General features: G+C 70.6%; 16 protein-coding genes and 2 tRNA genes. 3 read left to right on the plus strand and 15 right to left on the minus strand.

From position 1 onward, the window contains the following. Nucleotides 1–104: 104 nt before the first annotated feature. The 7 genes from ACIPC1_RS13380 to ACIPC1_RS13410 all read right to left on the minus strand — a co-directional run bounded on the left by ACIPC1_RS13380 (nucleotide 105) and on the right by ACIPC1_RS13410 (nucleotide 8909). The gene (locus ACIPC1_RS13380; protein WP_402516367.1) at nucleotides 105–2306 is read right to left on the minus strand and encodes an ArnT family glycosyltransferase; all 2202 of its coding nucleotides are present in this window, start codon (nucleotides 2304–2306) and stop codon (nucleotides 105–107) included. Beyond that, nucleotides 2303–3799 carry a glycosyltransferase gene (locus tag ACIPC1_RS13385; protein WP_402516370.1) on the minus strand — a complete coding sequence of 499 codons (1497 nt, stop codon included), beginning with the start codon at nucleotides 3797–3799 and terminating at the stop codon, nucleotides 2303–2305. Before ACIPC1_RS13385 ends, ACIPC1_RS13380 begins: the two co-directional genes overlap by 4 nt. A gap of 14 nt (nucleotides 3800–3813) precedes the next feature. Further along, complete coding sequence (locus tag ACIPC1_RS13390; protein WP_402516372.1) at nucleotides 3814–5445, minus strand: ATP-binding protein; 1632 nt, start codon at nucleotides 5443–5445, stop codon at nucleotides 3814–3816. Next, entirely contained in the window at nucleotides 5442–6182 is a 741-nt protein-coding gene (locus ACIPC1_RS13395; protein WP_365440575.1) for a response regulator transcription factor, read from the minus strand. The genes ACIPC1_RS13390 and ACIPC1_RS13395 overlap by 4 nt, the downstream gene beginning before the upstream one ends. 213 nt (nucleotides 6183–6395) lie before the next feature. Beyond that, entirely contained in the window at nucleotides 6396–7406 is a 1011-nt protein-coding gene (locus ACIPC1_RS13400) for an amidohydrolase family protein (RefSeq protein ID WP_402516375.1), read from the minus strand. Next, nucleotides 7403–7801 (minus strand): antibiotic biosynthesis monooxygenase family protein, encoded by a 399-nt coding sequence (locus ACIPC1_RS13405; RefSeq protein WP_402516377.1) that lies wholly within the window; start codon nucleotides 7799–7801, stop codon nucleotides 7403–7405. The genes ACIPC1_RS13400 and ACIPC1_RS13405 overlap by 4 nt, the downstream gene beginning before the upstream one ends. Before the next feature lie 91 nt (nucleotides 7802–7892). Continuing rightward, a complete protein-coding gene (locus tag ACIPC1_RS13410) occupies nucleotides 7893–8909 on the minus strand; it encodes a DUF2797 domain-containing protein (protein ID WP_402516379.1) in 1017 nt (338 codons plus the stop codon). A 135-nt stretch (nucleotides 8910–9044) separates the two neighbouring features. Here ACIPC1_RS13410 and ACIPC1_RS13415 point away from each other — a divergent pair, with 135 nt between their 5' ends. Continuing rightward, complete coding sequence (locus ACIPC1_RS13415; RefSeq protein ID WP_402516381.1) at nucleotides 9045–9674, plus strand: DUF6461 domain-containing protein; 630 nt, start codon at nucleotides 9045–9047, stop codon at nucleotides 9672–9674. A gap of 422 nt (nucleotides 9675–10096) precedes the next feature. Here ACIPC1_RS13415 and ACIPC1_RS13420 read toward each other — a convergent pair whose 3' ends face one another. From ACIPC1_RS13420 to ACIPC1_RS13430, 3 genes are all read right to left on the minus strand, one after another. Beyond that, nucleotides 10097–10990, minus strand: a complete 894-nt coding sequence (locus ACIPC1_RS13420; protein ID WP_402516384.1) for a hypothetical protein — start codon at nucleotides 10988–10990, stop codon at nucleotides 10097–10099. A 429-nt stretch (nucleotides 10991–11419) separates the two neighbouring features. Then, a tRNA-Arg gene (locus ACIPC1_RS13425) sits at nucleotides 11420–11492 on the minus strand. A gap of 186 nt (nucleotides 11493–11678) precedes the next feature. Then, nucleotides 11679–11769 (minus strand) — tRNA-Ser (locus ACIPC1_RS13430). Nucleotides 11770–12052: 283 nt separating this feature from the next. Here ACIPC1_RS13430 and ACIPC1_RS13435 point away from each other — a divergent pair. After that, the gene (locus ACIPC1_RS13435; protein ID WP_402516387.1) at nucleotides 12053–12616 is read left to right on the plus strand and encodes an SSI family serine proteinase inhibitor; all 564 of its coding nucleotides are present in this window, start codon (nucleotides 12053–12055) and stop codon (nucleotides 12614–12616) included. Nucleotides 12617–12906: 290 nt separating this feature from the next. After that, a complete protein-coding gene (locus ACIPC1_RS13440) occupies nucleotides 12907–17001 on the plus strand; it encodes a PAS domain-containing protein (protein WP_402516390.1) in 4095 nt (1364 codons plus the stop codon). 177 nt (nucleotides 17002–17178) lie between these two features. Here the strand turns inward: ACIPC1_RS13440 and ACIPC1_RS13445 are convergent, their stop codons facing one another. From ACIPC1_RS13445 to ACIPC1_RS13465, 5 genes are all read right to left on the minus strand, one after another. Further along, nucleotides 17179–18831 (minus strand): long-chain fatty acid--CoA ligase, encoded by a 1653-nt coding sequence (locus ACIPC1_RS13445; protein WP_402516393.1) that lies wholly within the window; start codon nucleotides 18829–18831, stop codon nucleotides 17179–17181. A gap of 295 nt (nucleotides 18832–19126) precedes the next feature. Further along, nucleotides 19127–19681 carry a SigE family RNA polymerase sigma factor gene (locus tag ACIPC1_RS13450; protein WP_402516396.1) on the minus strand — a complete coding sequence of 185 codons (555 nt, stop codon included), beginning with the start codon at nucleotides 19679–19681 and terminating at the stop codon, nucleotides 19127–19129. Nucleotides 19682–19900: 219 nt separating this feature from the next. Then, complete coding sequence (locus tag ACIPC1_RS13455) at nucleotides 19901–21085, minus strand: lipid-transfer protein (protein WP_402516399.1); 1185 nt, start codon at nucleotides 21083–21085, stop codon at nucleotides 19901–19903. Beyond that, nucleotides 21082–21477 (minus strand): MaoC family dehydratase, encoded by a 396-nt coding sequence (locus ACIPC1_RS13460; RefSeq protein WP_402517608.1) that lies wholly within the window; start codon nucleotides 21475–21477, stop codon nucleotides 21082–21084. The genes ACIPC1_RS13455 and ACIPC1_RS13460 overlap by 4 nt, the downstream gene beginning before the upstream one ends. A 146-nt stretch (nucleotides 21478–21623) precedes the next feature. After that, nucleotides 21624–22805: an acyl-CoA dehydrogenase family protein gene (locus ACIPC1_RS13465; RefSeq protein ID WP_402516400.1), complete on the minus strand. Its 1182-nt coding sequence runs from the start codon at nucleotides 22803–22805 to the stop codon at nucleotides 21624–21626.

Below are 22805 nucleotides of genomic sequence, written 5' to 3' on the forward strand. Positions count from 1 at the left end.
CGGTAGTGATCGCCCGACAACCGAAAAGGGCGGTGGCCCGGAGCAAACGCCCCGGGCCACCGCCCTCCTGAATCAAGCCGTCAGAGACGACTCGGCAGAATCACTCAGCTGCTGCTCGCACCGCTGGTCGGCTGCGTCAGGTCATAGAAGGTGGCCGTACCGACCGTCACCTTCGTGTAGTTGGCCTCGACCCACGTGGTGATCTGGGAGGAGGTGCCCTCACTGCCGCCACCCATGGCGCCACCACCTGTCGAACTGGAGATGAAGTAGTGGATCTTGCCGTCGGCCACGTACTGCTGGAACTGGGCCAGCGTCGGCGACGGGTCGGTGCCGTTGAAGCCGCCGATCGCCATCACCGGGTCACCGGTGGCGAGCTGGTAGTTGGCGGAGTTCTGGGCGCCGATGGCCGCGGCCGCCCAGGTGTAGTCGCCGGCGTTCTTCTCCAGCAGCGACTTCGCCTCGTCGGTGACAGTCGCGCCGTTGAGCAGACCGGCCGCACCGCCACCGCCCATGCCGCCCCCGGCCGCACGGCCACCGGCCGCACCGCCCTGGCCCTGCTGCTGGGTGTTGCCGTTCGCGCCACCGCCGGGGAAGCCACCGCCGCCACCGGTCGGAGGCTGGCCCGTGGTGCCGCCCTGCTGGTTCTGGCCAGGCGCGCCGCCGCGCATGCCACCGCCTGCGCCGCCACCGCCTCCGCCGAACCCGCCCCTGCTCGCGCCCGCGGGACCGGCCGTCACGATGGACCCGGTGTGCCCGGTGTTCACCGTGCTGAGCGTGTACGCGGTCGGACCCGCGATCGCGGCCACGAAGCTCAACGCAGCTGCCGCGAGGGCCAGTTGGCGGCCCAGCTTGGCCACGAAGATCAGACCGAGCGCGCCGACCAGACCGCCGACCAGGACCAGCCACTTGAGCCAGGGCAGGTAGTCGGGGGTGCGGTTGAGGAGGACGTACCCCCAGGCCGCGGTCGCGGTGACCGAGGCGGCGAGGGTGAGCGAGGCCCAGATCTTGGCGCGCTCCGCCCACAGCACCGTCGCGCCCATACCGACCAGGGCGGCGATGTAAGGGGCCAGGGCGATCGTGTAGTACTGGTGGAAGATGCCGGCCATGTAGCTGAAGATCAGCGTGGTGATCAGCAGCGCGCCGCCCCAGGCGAGGAACGAACTGCGCACCAGGTCGGTCCGCTTGGCCTTCCGGCTGAGCACCAGACCCGCGACGAAGAGGATCAGCGCGGCCGGCAGCAGCCACGAGACCTGGCTGCCGACCTCGTCGCTGAACATCCGGTCCCAGCCGGTCACGCCCCACCGCCCGGTGCTACCGGCGGCACCTCCGCCGACACTGCCGGCCTCGTCGCCGCTGATGCGGCCAAGTCCGTTGTAGCCGAAGGTCAGTTCAAGGAAGGAGTTGTTCTGCGAGCCGCCGATGTACGGGCGGGACGACGCCGGCCAGAGCTCGACGATCGCGACCCACCAGCCGCCCGAGACGAGCAGCGCGAGCGTCGACCAGCCCAGCTGCACGAACCGCTTCTTCAGCTTCACCGGCGCGCAGACCGCGTACAGGATGGCGAGCGGCGGCAGGACCAGGAAGGCCTGTAGCGTCTTCGACAGGAAGGCGAAGCCGACCGCGACACCCGCCCAGACCAGCCACTTCGTACGGCCGTCCTCCAGGGCGCGGATCACGCAGTAGACCGTGACGGTCATCAGCAGCGCGAGGATCGCGTCCGGGTTGTTGAACCGGAACATCAGCGCGGCGACGGGGGTGAGCGCGAGCACCGCGCCGGCGATCAGACCCGCTGCCGGGCTGAAGCGCCGCCGCAGGGCCGCGTACAGGACGCCGACCGTGGCGACGCCCATGAGCACCTCGGGAACGAGGATCGCCCACGAGCTGAGACCGAAGATCCGTACCGACAGCTCCATCGGCCACAGCGAGGCCGGCGGCTTGTCGACGGTGATGGCGTTGGAGGAGTCCAGCGAGCCGAAGAAGAAGGCCTTCCAGCTCTCGCTGCCGGCCTGGACGGCCGCGGAGTAGAAGGAGTTGGCGTAGCCGGAGGCGCTCAGGTTGTACAGGTACAGGACGGCGGTGACGACCAGCAGACCGAGGAACGCGGGGCGCGCCCAGCTGGGGTCCTCGGGCCGGCCGCGCCAGACGCGGCGCGCGAAGGGCTGCTTGGGCTCACCGGAGTCGGGGGAGGCGGTGGGCACGACCGGCTCGTGTACGGCCGTCGAGGCCGTCGGCCCCGCGGCGGGATCCGTGGTGCCTGTGGGGGGATTCGCTCCCCCCTGATAGCTCGTATCGGACTGGGTCGTCATCGTGCGTTCCTCGAATTCGGATCGTCGTCGTACGGGCGTACCGCTTCCAACTGCATGGTCGCGTCCCCGTAGGTGCGGTCCGCGGCTTCGCCGGCGCGGAACTGGTCTGTGTCGTACGGAGGTTGGGGCACCGGCAGGTGCTCGTGGCCCTGGTGTCCCTGATAGCTCTGGTGGTGCTGCGGAGCCGGCGCCACCGTCGAGTAGGTGGGGGAGGCAGGGTGGTGACCCGCCACGACGGGGGAGGGCGTCTCGTCGCGCCGGTCGGGGAAGACCCAGGCGCGGAAGAGCAGGAACCGCAGGACCGTCGCCGCGAGGTTGGCGGCGATGAGCACCGCCAGCTCCGTGGAGTGCCCGGGGTCGGTCGTCGCCGCGTCCAGGGCGGCGAGCGAACCGCTGGTGAGGGCGAGGCCGATACCGAACACGACCAGACCCTGGGCCTGGTGACGGACGGCGCCGCCCCGGCCGCGTACGCCGAAGGTCAGACGCCGGTTGGCGGCCGTGTTGGCGACGGCCGAGACCAGCAGGGCGAGCGCGTTGGCGACCTGCGAGCCCGAGAACATCCGGAAGCCGCTGTAGAGCAGCAGGTAGACGAGCGTGGACAGGGCGCCGACCACGCAGAACCCGACGAGCTGGCGGGCGAGGCCCTTGGGTACGTCGATCAGCTCACGGTCGCGAGGGTCGTCCCCGAAGGGCCGGGCGAGCCGGTCGAGCGGCAGCGAACCGGTGGCCAGGGCACGGCCGACCCGCCAGACGCCCTTCAAGTCGTCCGTCGCGGTCTTGACGATGTGGACCGTCGAGTCCGGGTCGTCGACCCAGTCGACCGGCACCTCGTGGATGCGGAGCCCGGCCCGTTCGGCGAGCACCAGCATCTCGGTGTCGAAGAACCAGCCGGTGTCCTCGACCAGCGGCAGCAGCACCTGGGCGACATCACGCCGGATCGCCTTGAAGCCGCACTGGGCGTCGGAGAAGCGCGCTTGCAGCGAACCGCGCAGGATGAGGTTGTACGTACGGCTGATGAGCTCCCGCTTGGCACCGCGCACCACGCGCGAACTCCGCGCGAGCCGGGAGCCGATCGCGAGGTCCGAGTGGCCCGAGATCAGCGGGGCCACCAGCGGCAGCAGGGCGTTGAGGTCGGTGGACAGGTCTACGTCCATGTACGCGAGGATCGGCGCGTCCGAGGCGGACCACACCGTGCGCAGCGCCCGGCCCCGGCCCTTCTGCTCGAGCCGGAAGGCCCTGACCTCCGGAATCTCCGCGTCCAGCCGTGCGGCGACCTGCGGAGTGGTGTCGGTCGACGCGTTGTCCGCGATGGTGATGCGGAACTCGTAGGGGAAGGTGCGCTTGAGGTGCTCGTGCAGTCTCATCACACACGGCTGAAGGTCCTTCTCCTCGTTGTAGACGGGGATCACAACGTCCAGGACAGGCGTACCGGCGGACCCGGCCGGGAGGTGCTCCCGCGCCGGCAGGTTGCCGGGAGAAGAGTCGGTTCGCATGCCAACTACTTTCCTCACGTGCCCTGTTGCGCCCATGTGGTGGCACTGTGCTGAACCTGTGAGTACGTTTGCGAACTTGTTACGGGCGCTTCCACGGGCAGCGCGGGCAGATGCAGGGTGAACACCGTACGTCCAGGAACGCTGTCGACGGTCACCGCGCCCCCGTGCGCGGACGCGACAGCCTGCACGATGGCCAGACCGAGACCGGTCGAACCGGAAGAGCGGGAGCGGGAGGAATCGCCGCGCGCGAAACGCTCGAAGACGTGCGGGAGCAGTTCCGGCGGAATGCCCTGCCCGTCGTCCTGGACGTCCACGCAGATCCACGGTCCCTGCTGGCGGACACGTGCCGTCACCGTCGTGCCCGGCGGTGTGTGCGTGCGTGCATTTGCGAACAGATTGACCATCACCTGTTGCAGCCGGGCCGCGTCCGCGAGGACGAGCGCGGGCTCGTCGGGCAGGTCCAGGCGCCAGTTGTGGTCACGTCCGGCCGCCCGGGCGTCGCTCACGGAGTCGATGACGAGCGGTACGAGATCGGTCTGCTCGTACTGCAGGGGCCGCCCGGCGTCGAGCCGCGCGAGCAGCAGCAGGTCCTCGACAAGGAAGGTCATGCGCCCGGCTTCGGATTCAATCCGGCCCAGCGCGTGCCGGGTGTCGGGCCCGGTCTCCTCGCGGCCGCGTCTGGTCAGCTCGGCGTAGCCGCGGATGGACGCCAGTGGCGTACGCAGCTCATGGCTCGCGTCCGCGACGAACTGCCGTACCCGCGTCTCACTCTGCTGTCTCGCGTGCAGGGCGCCGTGGATGTGGTCGAGCATCCGGTTGAGGGCCGCGCCGACCTGGCCGACCTCGGTGTGTGGGTCGGCCTGGGACTCGGGGACACGGTCGTACAGGGTGACTTCGCCGCTGTGCAGGGGGAGTTCGGAGACGCGGGTGGCGGTGGCGGCGACCTTGCGCAGCGGGCGCAGGGCCACGCCGACGAGCACGCTGCCCGCGATGCCGGCGGCGATCAGACCGGCGCCGGTGACGCACACCTCGACGATGATGAGGGTGCTGATGGTGTTGGTGACGGACTTGGTGGGGATGGCGATGTAGAAGTCGCCCTTGATACCCGACTGGTACTTGACGCGGTACTGGCCGAGGCCGGGGATCTCCACGCTGTGCACGCCGGTCGTGGACACGGAGGCGAGCGCGGCCTGCTGCGCCTCGTTGAGAGGCTGGGTGTCCATCTCCTGGAAGCCGCCGCTGGTGTCGGTCTTCTCCTGGGAGATGACCGCGTCGGAGATCGCGCCGTTCTTCACGACGGCGGCGATGGTGTTCTCCTGGCTCGGCCCCCGGGTGAGGAACTCGAAGGTGTTGTCCTGCGAGGTGGAGTTGCTGTTGGCGCCCGGGAGCTGGTTGTTCGGGATGTTGGCGTCCGGGTTCCCGCCCCCCGGCTTCAGCGGGCCTCCGGTCGCGCGCATCGCGGCTTCGCCGAGCTGGCTGTCCAACTGCTCGTACAGATGATTCTGCAGTGCGATGGTCGTCACGGTGCCGATCACCGCACAGACCACGGCAATGAGCGCCACTCCCGAGACGACGAGCCGCGTCCGCAGGGTGCGCGGCTGTCGTCCTCGCCTCTTCTGCGCTCGCGGCCGTCGTCGTCCGCTCATGACGCCGCGGGCTTGATCAGATAACCGGCTCCGCGCCGCGTGTGGATCATCGGCTCGCGACCGGCGTCGATCTTCCGGCGCAGGTAGGAGATGTACAGCTCGACGACATTGGCCTGGCCACCGAAGTCGTAGGACCACACGCGGTCCAGTATCTGCGCCTTGCTGAGCACCCGGCGCGGGTTGCGCATCAGGAAGCGCAGCAGCTCGAACTCGGTCGCGGTGAGGTGGATGCCCTCGCCGCTGCGCGACACCTCGTGGCTGTCCTCGTCGAGGGTGAGGTCCCCGACGACGAGCGTGGAGTCGCTGCGGCGGTCGGCGGCGCCGGAACGGCGGATCAGCCCGCGCAGTCGGGCCACGACCTCTTCGAGGCTGAAGGGCTTGGTGACGTAGTCGTCGCCGCCGGCGGTGAGCCCGGCGATGCGGTCCTCGACGGCGTCCTTTGCGGTAAGGAACAGAACGGGCACGTCGGGCAGCTCGCGGCGCAGCCGCCCCAGGACGGTCAGCCCGTCCATGTCGGGCAGCATCATGTCGAGGACGACGGCGTCGGGCCGGAAGTCGCGAGCGGTCTGAATCGCCCCCGTCCCGTCACCCGCGCTGCGGATCTGCCAGCCTTCGTAGCGAAGGGCCATGGACAACAGCTCGGTGATCGACAGCTCGTCGTCCACCACAAGCACTCGGACGGGGCTCCCGTCCGGCCTCAGCAGTTCGGTGCGCCCCTGGGGCGAGGTCGTGGTCATAGCCGACACATTGCTCGGCGCCGCTGAGAACATCCTTTCCGGAACCTGTGATTTTCCTGAGAAACGCACAGGCGCCTCTCAGGGAACACCTGGGAGGCACTCAGCACTCACGGTGACGGGTCGGCCCCGCAGGAGTTCGGGATCATGGTGAGCGCGTGATCCGGCAGGGAGGGGCGGGATCACTGTGACGCCCTGACCCCTCAGGGGGCGGGATCACTGTGACGGCCCGACCCCGAAGGAGTGGGGGTTCACGGTGGGACCCGTGGTCCCGGCGGGACCTTTGATCCCGGTGGGACCTGTGATCCCGGTGGGACCTGTGACGGTGGGGTCCGTGATCCCGAACAGTCGTGCCCCGTTCTCGTAGCAAACGGCCCGCAGCCAGTCGTCACCGAGGCCGAGCCGCTCCAGTACGTGCAGCTGATGGACGTACGGGTGCGGGATGTTCGGGAAATCGGTGCCGAGGAGGACCCGGTCGCCCAGGTCGGCGAGCCGGGGCAGCGCCTCGACCGGGAACTGCGAGAAACCGTCGCTGAAGTCGGTGAACGCCATCGTCGTGTCCAGCCGCACCTCCTCGTACCGCTCCGCGAGCCCGAGGAAGTCCTCGTACTCGGGCATCCCGAGATGTGCGACGACCAGCCGCAGCCGGGGATGCCGGGCCAGCACCCCGGCCACCGGTCCTGGCCCGGTGTGCTTGCCCGGCGCCGGCCCGGATCCGCAGTGCGTCACGACCGGGATCCCGGCCTCGGCGAGCAGTCCCCAGACGGGGTCCAGGAGCGGGTCACCCGGGTCGTACGCCCCCACCTGCACGTGCGCCTTGAAGACCCGCGCCCCCGCCTCGACGGCCTCACGCACATACGTCTCGACGCCCGGCTCGGGAAACAGCGTCGCGGTGTGCAGGACGTCCGGGGTCCGCCGGGCGAAGTCGGCGGCCCAGCCGTTGAGCCACTGGGCCATGCCCGGGCGGTGCGGGTACAGCAGGGCCGTGAAGGCCCGCACCCCGAACTCCCGGATCACCGCGAGTCGTTCGTCCTCGTCCCCGCGATAGGTAATCGGCCACTCCACACCGCCGGTCAGCGGCCCGAGCCCGTCGAAGTAGGCCCACACCTTGCGCAGAACGCGCTCGGGCATGAAGTGGGTATGGATGTCGACGAGCCCGGGGAGCCCGAGCCGCGTCCAGAACTGCCGTACGCCGTCCGAGTCATGCCGGCCATCCCTCTCGTTCACGCCCACTCCTGCTCCCACTCCGACTCCTGCTCCTGCTCCCACGCCTGCTTCCGTTCCCGCACGAACCCGTGGCTGTGCTCGACCTTGGCGATGTGGATGCTGTAGCGCTCGTACCAGTGCTCGCGCCCGTACGTCTTCGCCGCCCGGTGCTCCAGATGGTTCCGCCACTCCTCGATGGCGGCCTCGTCCCGGAAGTAGGCGACGGTGATCGCGAGCCCGCCGGGCGTCTGTGCGGAGTCCTCCCCGAGGAACCCGGGAACCTCCTTGACCAGCTCTCCCATGCGCTCGGCGGTCTCGCCGTACCCGTTGTCATCTTCGGTCCGCAGGGACGTGAATACGACGGCGTAGTACGGGGGTTCATGGGCGGCGACAGGTGCAATGAGGTGATCGCTCATGTCAGCCACTCTCGGGCCCTGCGCTCCCCGACGTCCAGCGCCTTTCCGAACGGGGTCCAAAAGGGATCGAGGTCTTGACCATTCCGCCCCTTCAAAAGAGCCCGTCCTGGACGACGGCGTCGTTCGGATTCGTCAACTCTCGTATGGGGACGGTGATTCCGGGGGCGGTGGCGGTGGGGGTGGCGGGGGCGTTCGCCGCGGGGGCGGCGGGGGCCACGGGTGCGGCGGGCACGCCGGGTGCGGCGTCCGCGCCGGGCACGGCGTCCGCGCCGGGTGCGGCGTCCGCGCCGGGCACGGCAGGCACCGCAGGCGCGGTGGTCAGATCCCACCCGGCCATCAGCCGTGTGTCGAGGACGACGACCCCGCGCTCGGTGGCCAGATGCAGATCGGGCCCGGCAGCGGCGACCAGCTCCCCCCTCACCACGCCCCCCGCGACCAGCTCGCTGACGACACCCCAGGCCGGTGGCAACCCGCCGAACCCGAAGGCACCGGCGTGATCGACCGCCTCGAACGGCATCCGCTCCAAGGACTCCGGCCACCCGCCGAGTCCCAGCGCCCGCGCGTGCAGCTCACGGATCTCCGCCGCCCGGGCCTCCGTGTCCGGCAGCGCACTGCGGACGGCCCGTTTGGCGTCGTAGGGAATCCGGTCCGGTACGCCGAGGACCGTACGCAGCAGCTCCTCGCTCCGCCGGGCGGCCATCAACGGCCCCCGCCCCAGCCAGCTGAAGGCAACGGCTCCCTGCTCCAGGAGCCGAGCCGAGCCGCGCTCGACGGCGGTGATCCCGACCTTGACCATCCCGGGCCCGAACCAGGCCAGATAGACGGAGTAGGGCCGATGATCGTCCGCGATGGTGTCCGCGGCGACGGAGTGGGCCCGCTCCAGCCGCCCGCACTCCTCGCACCGGGCTCCGACACTCCGCCCGGGCACCGCGGCCCTCACCGGACACGCGTTCCCCCGCGCCCCCACACACCTCCGCACGCCCCCGTCCACCACGCCGAACGCAACCTGCTTCCCCCAGGTCAACGCACTCCTCCGCCCCCCGTCCCACCCGAGCACGGGGACACCCCCGGCCCACCCCAGCCCCGTACATCTCCACGCCTGTGCCATCACCAAAAGCGTAGAGGCCACCACTGACAACGCAGGCCCGAAAGCGGTCGGGTTTCTCCCTCCCCCACACAGCAACGGACGTGCCGGGCCGGGCTACCTTGCGACCGATGTGGCCAACCGAGGGAGGGGCACGAGATGGAGAACGGACTGCGATGGATAGCGGACGCGTATGACGTCGGCTACACCTTCACGCTGTGTGAGGGAATCACGCCGCAGGAACTGCTGGTGCGGATGGGTGCGGAGCCCTCGCACATCCACGAACTGACCGACCACGCGGTCGCCGAGCTGCACTGCCGGCCGGAGGACGGCCACCTGAGCGATCTGGAGTTCCTGGACCGGGAGGACGAGGACCTCGTGGCACGGCTGGAGGAGGCCGGGTTTCTGTCGCACCCACAGGTGATCGTCCGGGCCGGCGCCGTCCCTGGTTGGGCCTACGCCATCGAGAGCTTCTCGAGCCGCGCCACGAACTACCTGGTGCCGTTGTCACGCGGCACACGGGCCTACACCGTGTTCCGCAGCGGCGCGGGCATGCAGCAGGTCGGCTACGCCCGTGCAGGCGAGGTGGTGGCCTACTACGAACCGCGAGCGTCGGGCCACGACCACGCCACGCCGGAAGCCGAGATACCCGGCTTCACCTACACAGCCGACGAACTACCTGACATCGCCTTCCTCCGCTTCCTGGAACAGGAGCTCGGCATCTGTATCGCCTGGGAGGAAACCCTGACCCCACTACCGACCGCCGCCTTCACGCAAGCCCACCCCTGAACTCCGGGCGGTGGCCGAGGAGTGGATTGCCATCTGGGCCGACACCGCTTGAAAACCCGACACGCTATCCACCTGTTTCGTTGGTGGGCCGGTGCAGCACCCGGCAGGACGGCCCCCGTGCCGAAGACCCTCGGAGTCGATGCGGCACCATCTGCGCCAGCGCCTGAGCCACCACGTCCGCGAGCGGTGGCCGCAGGTGGACGCCATCCCGGTCCGCTGCCGTGCCGGATCCGCTTACGTCGCAGCCGAATTGCTCAGCGAGCACAGCCTCCGACCGTGGCGCCCGCGCTTCACGCTTCACCGGCGTACTGCACACCTGAGGTTTCGCGCTCCACCTGGCCGGCAACCCGGCTACGCGGACAACATCCTGCTCAGCGGAGTACCCGACGGCTCTCCAGAGAAAGCCCCGGCCGCCCCCGGGGTCAGGTCTCGGAGTGTGGAAGCCGCCAGTCGAAGGGCATCAGGTCCCGCTCCCAGCCGGGCGATCCGGCCAGTGCGTCGGCGGCCCCGGGCGTGCGCAGGAGGCAGCGGTGGCGCAACAGCTCGCGCCGGTCGCCGGGCGTCAGGAGCCGCTCCTCGGGGCTGAGATTCTTCGGGTGGTCGGGGTGCAGGTCGCCGCTGCCGTCGATCGGGCGGTTCCCCGCCACGTTGAGCCGATCGCCGGCCGGGCTCCGGTAGTCGAGGCGGAAGTCGGTGCGCCACTGGGAATTGCTGCCCCAGCCCTGGGACAGGTCGACCGTTGGCCGGTGGCGGCGCCGGAAGGTCCAGTACAGCGGCGAGCGGTCCGCGACGCCGCGCTGCGCGTGCTCGACGCCGGCGCGGATCCGCACACCGGCCCGGTTGAACAGCAGCCGGCCCAGCATCAGGCCGGGCCAGCGGACCTCCGTGATCTCGATCGGCGCGTGCGGGTCGTCGGCCTGTTCGACCTCGACTATCTCGTGGAGGAACGGGTCGAACGCGTCGCCGTCCTCGAACGGCGTCATGCCGAGCGAGGTGAACACGTCGAGGTACTCGCGCTCCGAGAGCAGAGGCCGCGGGTCCGGGGAGCCGGGCTCGCCGGAGGGAGGCTGGAAGGTGAGCAACAGCCGGTCGCTGACCCGGTGCAGGGCGTAGAGCTCCCACACGAGTTCCCGGCCGTTCGGCTCCGTTTCCTTCTCGGCCCGCCATGCGCCGTCTTCAGCCGCCGTGGCCAGCCGGCCGCGGTAGCCGTCCCGGGCCCGGTCAAGCCACGGCACGACGATCGTCTCGTACGGCTCCACCCCCTCGTCACACGCCAGGGCCTCGTACAGTTCCCGCGCATCCACCCCGTAAGACATGCCAGGAGCCTACGGAAGGCCCCGGGGGCGGGTGTTCGGACGCCCCACAGGCCCGACGACCGCCGACACGGAGGCATACCGCGAGGTCAGGGCCACTTGATCAACACCCCTCAACGAACTTCCACGGAGCAGCCCAGACAGGAGACTCTTGCCGAGACCTCAGCTCGGGAAGCTGCGCTCATTGCTGGATCTGGTGCGGTCGTGGTGCGCGCCCACGTCATCCACAACCCGACCGTACCCATCGCCTCAGACGACCACGGCGGTTGCATGATCCGAGATCCCACCGAGGGCCCGGCCCGGCGCATCAGAGCCACCGCGCCATGACCACTGACCCCCGAATCCACCCTTGAAGTGACTGCCGTCGAACCCCGCCATCAAGGCAAAAGCCAGGGGCCCCGTGGATTACTCCACGGGGCCCCTGGTCTGCTGTGCACTCGGCAGGATTCGAACCTGCAACCTTCTGATCCGTAGTCAGATGCTCTATCCGTTAAGCTACGAGTGCTTGTTTTGTTTTTGTCCCGTTTCCTGGGCTTTCGGGCCCGCTCGCGGCGACAGGAAGAACATTACATGACTGCCGTCGCCATGTGAAATCCGTTTGCCGCACCCCTTGTGAGCTGCGCAGACATGCTCTGGCCTGGGGTTACACCGAAGCCCCGGACCAGATGGGCCGGGGCTTCGGATCTTGGTGCGGAGGCGGAGGGATTTGAACCCTCGATGGGATTGAAGTCCCAAACCGCATTAGCAGTGCGGCGCCATAGACCGGACTAGGCGACGCCTCCCGCACAACCGCCCACGCGAGCGCGAGTGGTGCGTGCAGATGATGACACAGCCGAGTGGGCTGTCACCAATCGCCTCCCACGGTACTAGGCAGGCGGGCCGCAGAGCAAAGTCCAAATGTGGTGGGAGCGGGCGAAGCGGCAGACGGGATGCACGGCAGGGGCCGGGGACGCGGACAGCGGAGTGAGGGGGTGAGTGAGGGGAAGGGAGGGGCGAGAACCGGCTCGGCGCGCGAGTGACCGGAACTCCGCGCAACTGTGCGCGGTGCGTGGCGTTAGTCAGGTCATGTTGCGTCGTCTCGTTCTCACTGTGGCCGCGTCCGCCGCCGCGCTGTCCGCCGTACCCGCCGGGTCGGCCACCGCACTGCCCGCCGACTCCCTCACCTCCGCCGACTCCCTCAAGTCCCTCGGGCCGGTCATCGCGCACGTCGAACCGATGCTCCTCAGCCCCTCCGCGGGCCCGGCCTCGGCCACCGCCCCGAAGCCGGCCCTGCTGCCCCCGCCCGCCCGCGACGAGGACTCCCGGGACCGGCTGACGGTGACCGTCCACGACACGGGGAGCGATGCGGACGGGACGTACGAGCTGCAGTGTCATCCCGACGGTGGCAGTCACCCCGACGTGAGCGGGGCGTGCGGTGCGCTCGACCGGGGGGCTCGCTGGGGCAAGGATCCGTTCGCCCCGGTGTCGCCGGAGGCCATGTGCACGATGCAGTACGGCGGTCCGGCCACCGCGCATGTCACCGGCACCTGGGCGGGGCGGCCCGTCGACGCCAGGTTCGACCGCGGCGACGGGTGCCAGATCTCGCGGTGGAACGCACTCACGCCTCTCCTTCCCGACCTTCGCTCATAGCCGGGGCAGAGCCAGGACAGGGACAGGGCACGGTGGGGACAGAGTGAGGGCACTGCGGATTCCCCAACGCGTCACGGCCCCACAGGGGGGCGAAGGGGGCGAAATGTACGATCACGGCTTCTGCGTCGCTTCTGCGTGGTTTCTACGTCAGTTCTACGTGCGACCTCCCTCTCATCCGGCGTCGCGAGCGCAACCTCTGCCCGTAGACTCCCTCGCGTGACACGCTGCGGGACGATTGGCAAGATGGCACCCGCGGACGGCAAGGTGCGGTAACAGGGAGGAAGCGTCTCGTGAGCAGCAGGCCATCCCGAGGCGCTGCTCGCCTCGCAGCCATATTGGACGCGCTGCCCGATGCGTTGGTGCTGGTCAACGCCAATGGGACCGTCGTCAACGCGAACACCATCGCCCTGGAGGCCTTCGAGGCCCCGGGTACCGCTCTGGTGGGGCGCGGACTGCTCGATCTGCTGCCCTCGTTCGACTCACGGCTCATCCCCGGCAGCATGCGGCGGCCCGAGTCGATCGACCCGAGCGGGCGGACCAAACCGACCCGGATGATCGCGCGGCGTACCGACGGCAGCGAGTTCCCTGTCGAAGTCACCAGTGCGAATCTCGAGAACGGCCAGCAGGCCTACGACAACTACAGCCCCGCCAACGACGAGCTGCTCATGCTGGTCGTACGGGATCTGTCGGGCGCCGTCGACACCGAGGCCGAACTCGCGCGTTCGCAACGGCAGACCGAGATGATCCTGCGCGCCGCGGCCGAGGGTGTCGTGGGAACGGACACGGACGGCCGGGTTGTTCTCGTCAATCCGGCGGCCGCTCAGATACTCGGATACCGGGCCAGTGATCTGGGTGGGCAGGCCCTACACGCCCTCATCCTCCACTCGCGCGCCGACGGCGAGCCCTTCTCGTACGACGAGTCGCCGCTCGCCGACACCCTGCGCTCCGGGCGAAAGCACCGGGTGCGCGGGCAGGTGCTGTGGTCCAAGTCCGGGGACAAGGTGTCGGTCGACCTCACGACCGCGCCCGTCCGCGACGGGGACCAGCTCGTGGGCGCCGTGATGACGTTCACCGACCGGCGGCCGTACGACAACCTCGCCGAGGAGAAGGACAAGGCCGAGGAGCGCCACGAGCAGGAGCTCGCGCGAGCCGCCGAGGACCACGACAGGGAACTCGCCGAGCTGCGCGAGCAGCATGCCGCCGAGCTGGCCGAACTGCGCGAGCAGCACGAGGAGGAACTGGCCGCGGGCGACGAGCGGTACGCGTCGCTCGGGGAGCGCGAGAAGGACCGGTACGAGGCCCTCGACGCCCGGCACGAGCAGCTGCTCGCCGTCCTCTCGCTGTCCCTGCGCGGTCCCCTGGACCAGCTGCGCGGTGAACTGTCCAAGCTCGCCGCGGACGACGCCGGGCAGCTGTGGCCCGAGGCCAACCAGGTGCTCCACCACCTCGCCGCCGGCTATTCGCGGATCACGACCCTGGTCGACAACGTGCTCGGCTACCAGCGACTCGACTCCGGGGCCGAGCAGATCTCCCGTACGAACGTCATGCTCGACGCGGTCGTCGCGGCCGGTGTCGAAGGCGCCGTCGAACTGATCGGGCCAGGACGCGTGCAGTTCGCCGTACACGCGCCGCCCATCGAGGCCGAGGTCGATCCGCAGCGGCTGGCGAACGCCCTCGCGCATCTCATCGCGGACGTCGCCGGAGTCGACGCCACCGGCAACGCGCCCGTGTCCGCGGGCGGCTACATGGACAACACCGTCGTCGTGGCGGCGGCGCAGCGTGGTGAGGTCGTACGCATCGAGGTGCGCGGGCCGTACGCCGGGGGAGACCCGGTGCACGGGCCGATCGTGCGCGGGACGGTGCGTGCGCACGGTGGCGTGCTGCAGACGCACGAGGTGCCGGGGATGAGCGGCAGTTCGTTCGTGCTGGAGGTGCCGATCGGCGGTGGGGCCGGGGCGGTTCCGGCCGCCGTCGAGACCGGCTCCGGGGTCGGCTCCGAGATCGCCCTTCCCGAGCAGGCCTCCCAGCAGGCTGGTGGCAGGCGGCGGGCGCGGCGGTCCTCCGTGGACGCCTTCCTGGAGAGCGAGGTGGCGGGGGAGTCCGACCCGGACTCCGGCACCGACCCTGCCACTGACGGCGGCTCGACCGCTCCCACCGGGCGTCGGCGGCGGCGTATGGCGGAGGAGCAGGCGGCCGGGTCGGCCGCCGCGGTGTCCGTTCCCGCGCAGGGGGCCGGCATCGAGAGCTCCGGCGATGGTGGGACCTCCGGCGGTACGGGGCGGCGGCGTGGACGACCGAGCCCCGTCGAGAACTCGGCCGGCGATGTGGCCGGGGGCCCTGCGGGGGGTGCCTCCGAAGGCGCGGTCGTCATGGCGGGCGAGCATGGGGCGGGGACCGCGGCGACGGGTACGGGGCTGGGCGGGACGGTGCCTCCGCAGGGCGTACCCGTGTCCGCGCAGGGCGTGGCCGTGCCTTCCGGACGGCGCGCACGTCAGGGCGGCGAACAGCACGCGCTGCCGCCGGCGTTGCCCGCGGCTCCGAGCGCGGCCGGTGCGCAGGGCGCCGCCGACGGTGCGGCTGTGGAGGGGGCGCCCGGGCGGCGTCGGCGCGCGCTGGCCGCCTCGGCCGAGCGTGCCGCCACGCAGGAAGCGGGCGCCCGCACGGTGTTCGCGCTGCCGCCCGCGGACGCGGACCGGTCGCCGGAGTACGTCGAAGCTCAGCAGCAGGCCCAGCGGCAGCGCCTCCAGCAGGCCGACGCTGTCGGCGCTGTCGGCGCTCCTCAGGGCCGGACCGACGACGGCCGCCATGACGCGATGCAGCACGACCCCGCCGACGATCACACTCCGCCTCAGCCGCACCCCGTTTCCAGCCCTACGGGACGGCGGCGTGCGGCACGTGCCGCGGCGCAGCAAGGGGCGGCGGGGACACCTGTACAAGGAGTTCCGGCGCAAGGGGTTCCGGCGCAGGGAGTTCCGCCGCAGGGAGTTCCGGTGGCGGCCGCCACCGGGCGGCCCGTTCCCGCGCAGCCCTCCGCCACGCCGGCACCGTGGCCCGGGAACGCCGAGCCTCCCGCGGGCGTCACACCAACTTCCCAGCCCTGGCCGAACGCGAGCGCCCACGACGCCTCAGGCGCCGGCTCCCCGGCACAGCCCGGAACACCCGCTCAAGCCGCGCCTCCCACCCCCTCCGCCCAACCGCGCGTCGCTCAGCCACTGCCCGCCGAGACCCCGGCCCCTGTCGACCCCAACTCGACGCAGGGCCGCGCGATCAGTGTCCGGGCACTCGGCCAGGGTGTGCCGTTCGGCCGCCAGCCCGCCCCGAACCAGCCGTCGGCCCCACAAGCACAAGCGCCACAGGCCCAGCCGCAGCCCCAGTCCCCGACGCCTCCCCCGCACCAGGCCAACGGCAACGGCGGGCGTCGTCGCAAGCTCGGCACACCCCCCGAGCCTGCCGCCGAGCGCCCGGAGACGGCAGCCCGTCCGCACCCGCAGGGCGGGCACGCCCCCGGGGCGCGGTCGGCCGGAGCCACCGAGGGCGCCGGACGGTCGTACGCCATAGGAGCCCCGGACGAGAACGCCGACGAGGGCCCCGAGCCGCTCGACGGTCCCGGTGGTGCCGTCGAGGTCGCCGACCGGCCACGTCTGCAGCCCCTGGACGACGAGTTGCCGCCGGAGCCGCTGGACAACCCGCGGCGCCTGCTCGTGTGGCCCGCACCCGACGTGACGACCCAGCAGGCGCTGAGCGACCGCGGCTACCGGCCCGTGATCGTGCACTCGCGCGAGGAGGTCAACGCGCAGATCGCCGCCTTCCCTGCCGCGCTCTTCGTCGACCCGCTGACCGGGCCGATCACGCGCACGGCACTCCAGTCTCTGCGCCAGGCCGCTGTCGCCGCCGAGGTGCCCGTCCTGGTGACGGCGGGACTCGGGCAGGCGACGCGCGAGGCGGCGTACGGCGCCGATCCCGCCGTACTCCTGAAGGCCCTGGCTCCCCGGGACTCCGAGCAGCACCCGCCGCGCGTGCTGCTCATCGAGGAGCACGCGGAGATCTCGCTCGCGCTGACGTCGACGCTGGAGCGACGCGGGATGCAGGTCGCGCGGGCGTCGACCGACGCGGACGCGGTGACGCTGGCCTCTCAGATGCGGCCGAACCTGGTGGTGATGGACCTGATGCAGGTACGCCGGCGCCAGGCCGGGATCGTCGACTGGCTGCGCGCGAACGGGCAGTTGAACCGCACACCGCTCGTCGTCTACACCGCCTCCGTCGACCCGGCCGAACTTCCACGGCTGGCCTCGGGGGAGTCGGTCCTGTTCCTGGCGGAACGCTCAACGAGCGCCGAGGTGCAGGAGCGGATCGTGGACCTGCTGGCGCGCATCGGCACGAACTGACCGACCCGCGCCGGGCCAGCGTCACCGATCCAGGCAGGGCCGGCGTCACTGAGCCGCGCAGGGCAGGCATCACTGACCCGCGCAGGGCAGGCATCGGGGTCCGAACTGACTTCGCACATATAAGACTTGGGGCGTTGTTTCACGTGAAACAACGCCCCAAGTCTCCTCCAGGAACTGCTAGATCTGCGTGACGTCCAGCTCGCCCGCGGCGTACTGCCTGCGCAGCACCTTCTTGTCGAACTTGCCGACGCTCGTCTTCGGGACCGACTCGATGATCGTCCAGCGTTCGGGGAGCTGCCACTTGGCGATCTTCCCTTCGTCGGCGAGGAAGGCGCGGAGGGTGTTGAAGTCGGCGGTGGTTCCTTCCCGGAGGACGACGGTGGCGAGGGGACGCTCACCCCACTTGTCGTCGGGGACGGCGACGACCGCGGCCTCGGCGACGTCCGGGTGGGACATCAGGGCGTTCTCCAGGTCGACCGACGAGATCCACTCGCCGCCCGACTTGATGACGTCCTTGGCTCGGTCGGTGAGCGTCAGGAAACCGTCAGGACTGATCGTGCCGACGTCTCCGGTCTTGAGCCAGCCGTCCTCGCTGAACTTGTCGGCGGGGCGCTGGGGTTCGGCGTCCGGACCGCCGTAGTACGCGCCCGCGATCCAGGGGCCGCGGACCTCCAGTTCGCCGGCGGACTCGTTGTCCCAGGGGAGCCGTTCGCCGCCCGGGCCGGTGAGGCGCGCCTCGACACCGGCGGGGAAACGGCCCTGTGTCAGCCGGTACGCGAACTCCTCGTCCGTACCGACGACATGGGCCGGCGCTCGGGCAATCGTGCCCAGCGGGGACGTCTCCGTCATGCCCCAGGCGTGGCAGACACGCATGCCCAGCTTGTCGAAGGCCTCCATGAGCGAGGGCGGACAGGCAGATCCGCCGATGGTGACCTGGGTGAGGGAGGAGACGTCGCGTGGCTTCGCGGTCAGTTCGCCGAGCAGGCCCTGCCAGATGGTGGGGACGGCCGCGGCATGCGTCGGCCTCTCGCTCTCGATCATCTCGGCGAGCGGCGCGGGCTGGAGGAAACGGTCCGGCATCAGCAGGTTGATGCCGGTCATGAAGGTCGCGTGCGGCAGACCCCAGGCGTTGACGTGGAACTGCGGGACGACGACGAGGGTGGTGTCCCGGTCGGTGAGACCCATCGACTGGGCCATGTTGACCTGCATGGAGTGCAGGTAGATGGAACGGTGCGAGTAGACGACGCCCTTGGGGTCGCCCGTCGTGCCGGAGGTGTAGCACATGGCCGCGGCCATGCGCTCGTCCAGCTCGGGCCAGTCGTAGGTGGTCGGCCTGCCCGCGATCAGCTCCTCGTACTCGTGCACCCGCGCCGTCGCCCCGTCGAGCAGCGAACGGTCACCGGGACCCGAGACCACGACGTGCTCGACCGTCGGCAGATGGGGGAGGAGCGGCGCGAGCAGCGGAAGCAGCGAGCCGTTGGCGATGATCACGCGGTCGGCGGCGTGGTTGACGATGTAGACGAGCTGCTCCGCGGGGAGCCGGAGGTTGAGGGTGTGCAGGACCGCGCCCATGGAGGGGATCGCGAAGTACGCCTCCACATGCTCGGCGTTGTTCCACATCAGCGTCCCCGCCGGATGCCCCTCCTCCACTCCGAGGTCACTCAGGGCGTGCGCGAGCTGTGCGGCTCGGGCGCCGACCTCGGCATAGGAACGGCGCTGCGGCTCTCCCTCGCCGGTCCAGGTGATCACCTGTGACGTTCCGTGGATCGCCGATCCGTGGGTCAGGATCCTCGAAATCAGCAGCGGTACGTCCTGCATCGTGCTCAGCACGGCGTTCCTCCCGGGGGCGACATTGCCTACGCGGTGGCAAGGGTTGGGCTGATTCTGCGCACATACCGCGCGGTATGTCACTAGTAGCCGGGATGATCGATCAGCTCGCGGCGGTCCTTCGGGGGGCGTGAAGGCGAGAGGCCGGGAGCCTGGAAGCTGGGGAGCTGGGAGGCCGAGGAGGCGGGAGGCGGGGGCCGAGAGGCGAGAGGTCAGGGGGCGGGGAGCTAGGGGGCGGGGCGGAGCTGATGTCGGCGGATGACCAGTGGCGTCGGTCACACCGTCCTGGGAGCGGTCTCTACCGGACGGGCTCCAACTCGGGGTCCTCGCGCAGCTTGCTCAGCGCACGCGACACCGCCGACTTCACCGTCCCGACGGAGACACCGAGCACCTCCGCCGTCTGCACCTCGCTCAGGTCCTCGTAGTACCGCAGGACGACCATCGCCCGCTGCCGCGCCGGCAGCTTCATGATCGCCCGCCACATCGCGTCGTGCAGGGCCTGCTCCTCGGCGGGGTCCCCGACGGGCGCCCCCTCCGGCTCCGGCAGGTCCTCGCACGCGAACTCGTCGACCTTGCGCTTGCGCCACTGCGATGTCCGCGTGTTCAGCAGCGCCCGCCGTACGTAACCGTCGAGCGCCCGGTGGTCCTCGATCCGCTCCCACGCGACGTATGTCTTGGTGAGCGCGGTCTGCAACAGGTCCTCGGCATCGCACGGGTTCGCGGTCAACGACCGGGCGGTACGCAGCAGCACCGGCTGGCGAGCCTTCACGTACGACGCGAACGACGGGTAGGGCGCGTACGGAAGGGTCCGCGTCGCGGCGTTCGAAGCGCTGGTGCAGACGGGTGTGGTCATGGCTCCACGCTAGGATCGACCCCTACTCCTGCGGATCGGCCGCAGGTCCCGAAGCGTTGTCCGCCTCAGGTTGTAGGAGGGGGGCTTTCCCCACCTCCTGAAGGTGGACGAGCAGGTCCTGCCCTCTGAGGGTTCACCCCTGAGGGACGAGTACGACGGGAGTACGCGGGCCACGGACCCCCGGTCCCCGCAGCTCACCTCCGGCCATGCCCGAACGGGCTAGGAACCCGCACCGGCATCCGCGTCGACCCCCAGGATCAACCCCGACGTGGGAACCCCCGTACCGGCGGTGACGAGCGTGTGGCGGGCGCGCGGTATCTGGTTCACGGCCGTCCCCCGCAGTTGTCGCACCGCCTCCGCCACACCGTTCATCCCGTGCAGATACGCCTCCCCCAGCTGTCCGCCGTGTGTGTTGAGCGGCAACCGCTCCTCGGCGACGAAGTCCGCGGCCTGCCCCGGCGCGCAGAACCCGAACTCCTCCAGCTGCATCAGCACGAACGGCGTGAAGTGGTCATAGAGGATCGCCACGTCGATGTCCGCCGGAGTCAGCCCGGTCGTCCGCCACAGCTGCCGTGCCACCACGCCCATCTCCGGCAGCCCGGTCAGACCGTCCCGGTAGAAACTGGTCATCTGCTCCTGTCCGCGGCCCGCGCCCTGAGCGGCAGCCATGATCACCGCGGGGGGATGCGGCAGATCGCGGGCCCTCTCCAGCGAGGTGACCACCAGTGCCTGGCCGCCGTCCGTCTCCTGGCAGCAGTCCAGCAGCCGCAGCGGCTCGGCGATCCACCGCGAGGCCGCGTGCTCGGCGAGCGTGATCGGTCTGCCGTGGAAGTAGGCCGCCGGGTTCGTCGCCGCGTACTTCCTGTCCACCACGGCGACCTGGCCGAACACCTCGGGCTTCAGCCCGTACGTGTGCAGATACCGCTGGGCCGCCATCGCCACCCAGGACGCGGGCGTGAGCAGCCCGAACGGCAGGGCCCACCCGAGCGCCGCCCCCTCGGCCGACGGCTCCCGCTGCTGCACCCCGGAACCGAATCTACGTCCCGATCGCTCATTGAACGCCCGATAGCAGACCACGACCTCGGCCACCCCGGTCGCCACCGCGAGCGCCGCCTGCTGGATGGTCGCGCAGGCCGCCCCGCCCCCGTAGTGGACGCGCGAGAAGAAGGACAGCTCCCCCATTCCGGCCGCCTGGGCGACGGTGATCTCCGGGCTGGTGTCCATCGTGAACGTGACCATCCCGTCCACGTCCCCGGGCGTCAGCCCCGCGTCGTCGAGCGCGGCCCGCACCGCCTCGACGGCCAGCCGCAGCTCGCTGCGCCCCGAGTCCTTGGAGAACTCGGTGGCCCCGATCCCGACGATCGCCGCCCGCCCGCCGAGGGTGTCCCGCGTCCGCACGCTCATGAGGCGCCCCCGGGTGGAAGAGTGACCGTCACCGTGCCGGTCACATGTCTGCCGATACCGTTCGCCCCGACGACCCGCACCGTCGCGGTGTCGCCCGCGAGCTCCTCCACCGAGCCGGTCAACACCATGGTGTCGCCCGGGTAGTTGGGCGCTCCGAGCCGTATGGCCACCTTGCGGAGGACCGCGCCCGGTCCGAAGCGGTCCGTGATGTACCTTCCGACCAGCCCGTTGGTGGTCAGGATGTTCATGAAGATGTCGGGGGAACCCTTCTGCCGCGCCAGCTCCGCGTCGTGGTGCACGTCCTGGTAGTCCCGTGACGCGATGGCCCCGGCCACGATCAACGTGCGCGTGACCTCGATCTCCAGCGGCGGCAGTACGTCCCCGACCCTCACTTCCCCAGCCCACACGTTGTCGGCCGCCATGTCGTCGACCGTGACGTCATCGGCCGTCATGTCGTCGACCGTGACGTCGTCGACCGTTGCGCTTCCGGCTTCCGCCTCTCCGGGGCTCGCGCCTCCGCCCTTCGTACCCCCGACCCTCATGTCCCCTCCTCCCCGCTCACGATCAACTCCCCCAGTTCCTGGAGCACTTCGCTCCCGCATCCCAGATACGCGTCCAGTTGCCGCCCCCACAGAAAGTGCCGGTGCACAGGGTGCTCCAGGTCGGCCCCCGTCCCGCCGTGCAGATGCTGGCCCGCGTGCACCACTCGCCGGCCCGCCTCCGACGCCCACCAGGCGGCGGTCAGGGCTTGGGTCGCGTACGCCAGGCCCTCGTCACGCCGCCACGCCGCCTCGTACGCCGTCACCCGTATCGCCTCGGTGTCCATGTACGCGTCGGCCGCCAGGATTTGGACCCCTTGCTTGGCGGCGAGCGGGCGCCCGAACTGCTCGCGCGCGTTGGTGTGTTCCACCGCCCGGGCCAGCGATCCCGCGCAGACCCCGGCCTGCAGCCCCGCGAAGGCGGTACGCGCGGTGGCGAGCACGTCGTCGTACGCGCCGTCGCCGCCGAGCCGCTCGCCGGGTGTCCCGTCCAGCGTCAGTCGCCCCGCAGACCAGGGCGCCGTCAGCTCCACCGGTTCGCACGCAGCCTCTGCGGTCCGCACCAGCCACAGCCGACGCCGGTCGTCCGCGACAAGCACATGGGTGGCGTCCCGCAACCAGGGCACCACGGGAACGGTGCCGCTCAACAGCCCCTGAGGCGCCGTACGTACAGCTCCAGGGCCGCCTGTCCGCACGGCTCCGGACCCTCCCATCCGCACGGGTTCGGGCCTTCCCGTCCGCACACCCCCAGGCGCGCCCGTCCGTACGTCGCCCCCAGCCGCGCCCCCACCTATCGCATCCGGCCCTTCTGCCGTTACTGCCAGGCCCGACCCGAAGATCGCCCCGCTGACCACCACCGTCCCGCCGCCGATCCCTGGCAGCAGCCGCTCCCGCTGCTCCGGTGAACCATGGGCCGCCACCGCCAGCAGCCCGTACGCACAGCTCGCCGCGAACGGCACCTGGGCGGTGGTGCGTCCCTGCTCCTCCAGGAGGAGCACCAGGCCGAGCAGTCCGATGTCCGTCACGGCCGCCACCAGCCCGGCCGCGCATATTGCCTTCCACAACTCGGCGTCGCTCCCGGTCCCGGCCGCGGCGAGCCGCTCGTGCGTGGAGAGGTCGCCGAGGATCCGCGCGGCGAGGTCCCGGGCGGCCGTCTGCTCTTCGGTGAGCGTGAAGTCCAT

It is taken from the genome of Streptomyces sp. NPDC087263, assembly GCF_044744645.1.
Taxonomy (GTDB): domain Bacteria; phylum Actinomycetota; class Actinomycetes; order Streptomycetales; family Streptomycetaceae; genus Streptomyces.